At 70.5% G+C, this 3046-nt stretch carries 3 protein-coding genes; all 3 read right to left on the reverse strand.

What is annotated here, in order from left to right; genetic code table 11:
• Positions 1-14: 14 nt before the first annotated feature.
• A complete protein-coding gene (locus ETD85_RS61245) occupies positions 15-581 on the reverse strand; it encodes a winged helix-turn-helix domain-containing protein (RefSeq protein WP_138698932.1) in 567 nt (188 codons plus the stop codon).
• 141 nt (positions 582-722) lie between these two features.
• Positions 723-1277, reverse strand: coding sequence for a sensor domain-containing protein (locus ETD85_RS61250; protein WP_138698933.1), 555 nt, complete (start codon positions 1275-1277; stop codon positions 723-725).
• A gap of 115 nt (positions 1278-1392) precedes the next feature.
• A partial coding sequence (locus tag ETD85_RS61255) for an ExeM/NucH family extracellular endonuclease (protein ID WP_138698934.1) occupies positions 1393-3046 on the reverse strand: 1654 nt, incomplete at its 5' end.

The raw sequence follows: 3046 nt of genomic DNA on the forward strand, positions 1-3046 counted from the left end.
GGTGGGGGTCGAGGTCATGGCTGCGCCGGCACCGCCCTGGCGAAGGCGAACACGGTCTCGCGGTCCCGGCCGTCGTCGGGCAGGTCGCGCTCGGCCCACCGGTTCAGCACCGCGACGATCTCGGCGGCGAACTCGGCCAGCTCGTCGTCCGTCACCCGGAGCCAGGTCTCGGTGGAGAAGGGGCCGAGCGGCCACTGCTCCTGCACGGACTGCGGCTGGTCGGCCCAGCGGCGGACGTGGCCGGTCTGCCGCTCCAGGTTCATCGATTCGAGGGCCCGGGCGATCGTCTCGCCGGCGGCGTCGCTGGTGAAGTCGTTGGACGACCAGCACAGCGTCTGCGAGGTGCGGCGCCACCACCGCTCGCGGCGGTCCTGGGCCAGCTCCGGCGCCTCCTCGATGAGGCCGGCCCCGGCCAGGGTGCGCAGGTGGTGGCTGATGTTGCCCACCGCTTCCCCCGTGCGCTGGGACAATGTGCTCGCGGTGGCGGGCCCGTTCACTTTGAGCAGGTCGAGCAGGCGGCGGCGCAGGGGGTGCGCCATGGCGGTGAGCACCCGCGAATCGGTGATCGACTCATCAGACATAAGGGGCACTCTAGGTGTACAAGAGTTATTGTGCAATGGTTCTTGTGGATTGCTGAGGATGGTCACCCGAGGGGTTCGGGCCGTACCGCTGCCGCCAGGGCGATCCTGTAGCCCGGCCGCTCCCTGACGGCGACGGCGGCCTCAGCAGACGCCGGGCAGCGTGCACACCTTGGCCGCCATCTTCCTGGCCTCCTTGGTCAGGGCGCCGGGGTTGTAGGCGCCCTCGTCGGTGGTGTAGATCATCAGTGCGCTGCCCTTGCGGGCGACGATGCCGGTGACCGCCGGGTTCTCGTAGCCGTCCTGCCAGCTCCGGTAGCCCATGCCCAGGGCCTCGTCGCCGATCCTGGCCGGGCTCGTCCGCCAGCGGATCGTGAGCTGGGGCGAGGACGGGTCGCCCTTGCGCGCGCACCGCTTGACCTCGGCGCGCAGGCGGGTGAGCGCGGCCCGGGCGGCCCGCGGGCTCCTGTAGACGATGAGCTGTTCGGAGGAGCCGCTGGGGGCGCTGGTCCAGAGCGTGATCGTGCGGGCGGCCAGCCGGCCGCCGTCGACGGCGCGCCGGTGCCCGCACGGGTTGAGCTCCAACGGCACGGTGAGCCTGTCGCTGATCCGGTAGCCCATCTCGTAGGCCTGGTCAGGGCTCAGCGGCTTGCGCGCGTCCCGCTCCGTGAGCAGGAAGTTCTTCGGGATCTCGGTCACCGTCGCAGGGGACAGGACCAATGCGAGGGAGAGCGCCACATGGATCATGCAGGGTTGGACGCCGACCGGAACGTCCTGGTTCGCGCCCGGCCCCGGCCGGGGCCGGGCGCGAATCTCAGAGCTTCAGGCCCACCAGCAGCGGGTCGTGGTCGGAGGAGCGGAAGGGGTCGGGCGCGTACAGGTAGGGCGGATTGAACTCGGTGTTGTAGTCCATGAACCGGCCCTCGTCGGCGTTGACGTGCCAGATGGTGGCGCCGGTCACCAGCTTGCGCGCGCCCTTGTCGGCGAGCACGTGGTCGAGCTCACCTGACAGGCCGTCGAAGACGTAGCTGTAGCGGTCGTCCTTCTTGATGTACTTCTTGCTCAGGCTGGTCAGCCCGGCGTCCTCGAAGGCGTGGATCGGGTCCTCCTCGCCGTAGGCGTTGATGTCGCCGAGTACGAGCGCGTTCTTCAGCCGGAGGCTGTCGATCAGGGCCAGCACCGCCTCGGCCTGCTTGACGCGCTTGGCGTTGTAGCAGCTCTGCCCGTCGCCCTGGTCGGCGTCCGGGCCGGTGGCCGGGCCGTCGGCGTCGGTGCAGCCCTTGGACTTGAAGTGGTTCACCAGCACCGTGAACGTCTTGCCGGTCCCGTCGGCCCTGCCGAAGGTCTGCACCAGCGGCGGCCGGTTGAAGATCGGGTCGGACGACGAGCGCGGCGCGCCGATCGGGGTGACCATGCCCGGCTGGTAGATCAGCGCGGTCTGGATGAGGTCGGTGCCCGGGTTCGGGTGGGTGATCGCCTTGTACGTGCCCGCGCCCGCCTTGGCGTTGAGCGCGTCGATCAGCGCGCCGAGCGCCACGTCGTCGTTGCGCTCGACCTCCATCAGCCCGGCCACGGCGGGGTTGAGCGTCGTGATGTTGGCGACCAGCTTGGCGAGCTGGCGGTCGCGCTCCGCGGCGGTGGTGGCGCCACGGGAGCCGAGCGTGGTGAACCAGTTGAGGGTGTTCAGGCTGGCCACCCGGACCTCGCCGCCGACCCTCTCGGGCACGGCGGGGCGGGGGTTCTCGGCGGTGAAGACCACCGGCGCGGCCGGCTGGACGCGGTAGAGGTCGAAGCCGTACGTGAGGACGCCGGTCAGGCGCCGCACCTCGTCGCCGATCCGGACGGTGTTCGACCCCTCGGTGTGGTGCGGCAGAGTGGGCGGGTTCTGGGCGTTCGAGCCGTCGTCGAGCAGGATCGTGCGCCGCGCGTCCTTCTCGGTGTCCACGCCCTCGCGGTCGGTCGGCTGCCACAGCCGGTCGTCCTCGGACAGGGTGATCTCGCCGTACCGGCCGAGGTTGTAGATCTCGGAGACGGCGAGGTCGTCGTCGAAGGTCACGAGCATGTTCTCGTAGCGTTCGAACGTACGGTCCTGCTTGAGCGGCAGCTTCACCTTGACCGGCTGGATCGTGCCGGTGCCGCAGACGTTCACCGCGGTGGCCGGCGAGATCTCGGTGAGGCCGTTGTACTCGATCGCCTTGCCGGAGACGAGCACCCGGTCGCCGGTCTTGACCGGCGAGGAGGAGTAGACGAACAGGCCCTCGGAGGTCGCCGGGTCGCCGTCCGGCACGACGGCCTGGAGGTAGAAGCCGCCGAGCCCGCCGGAGCCCTGGAAGGAACCGGTGACGACGCCCTCGACCCGGACGTTCTGGCCCTCGACCGGGCTGGTCTCGCCGCCGCCCTGCACCTGGGAGATCTGGTGCGTGGGCGCGGTGTCGCAGCTCTCGGTCGGGGTGACGGTGGGGGTGGGG

The organism is Nonomuraea zeae (assembly GCF_005889725.1).
In the GTDB taxonomy this organism is placed as follows: domain Bacteria; phylum Actinomycetota; class Actinomycetes; order Streptosporangiales; family Streptosporangiaceae; genus Nonomuraea; species Nonomuraea zeae.

What these genes read in the sequence shown, in the direction of transcription:
- ETD85_RS61245 (WP_138698932.1), bottom strand. Translation starts at nt 581, where the DNA reads ATGTCTGATGAGTCGATCACCGATTCGCGGGTGCTCACCGCCATGGCG.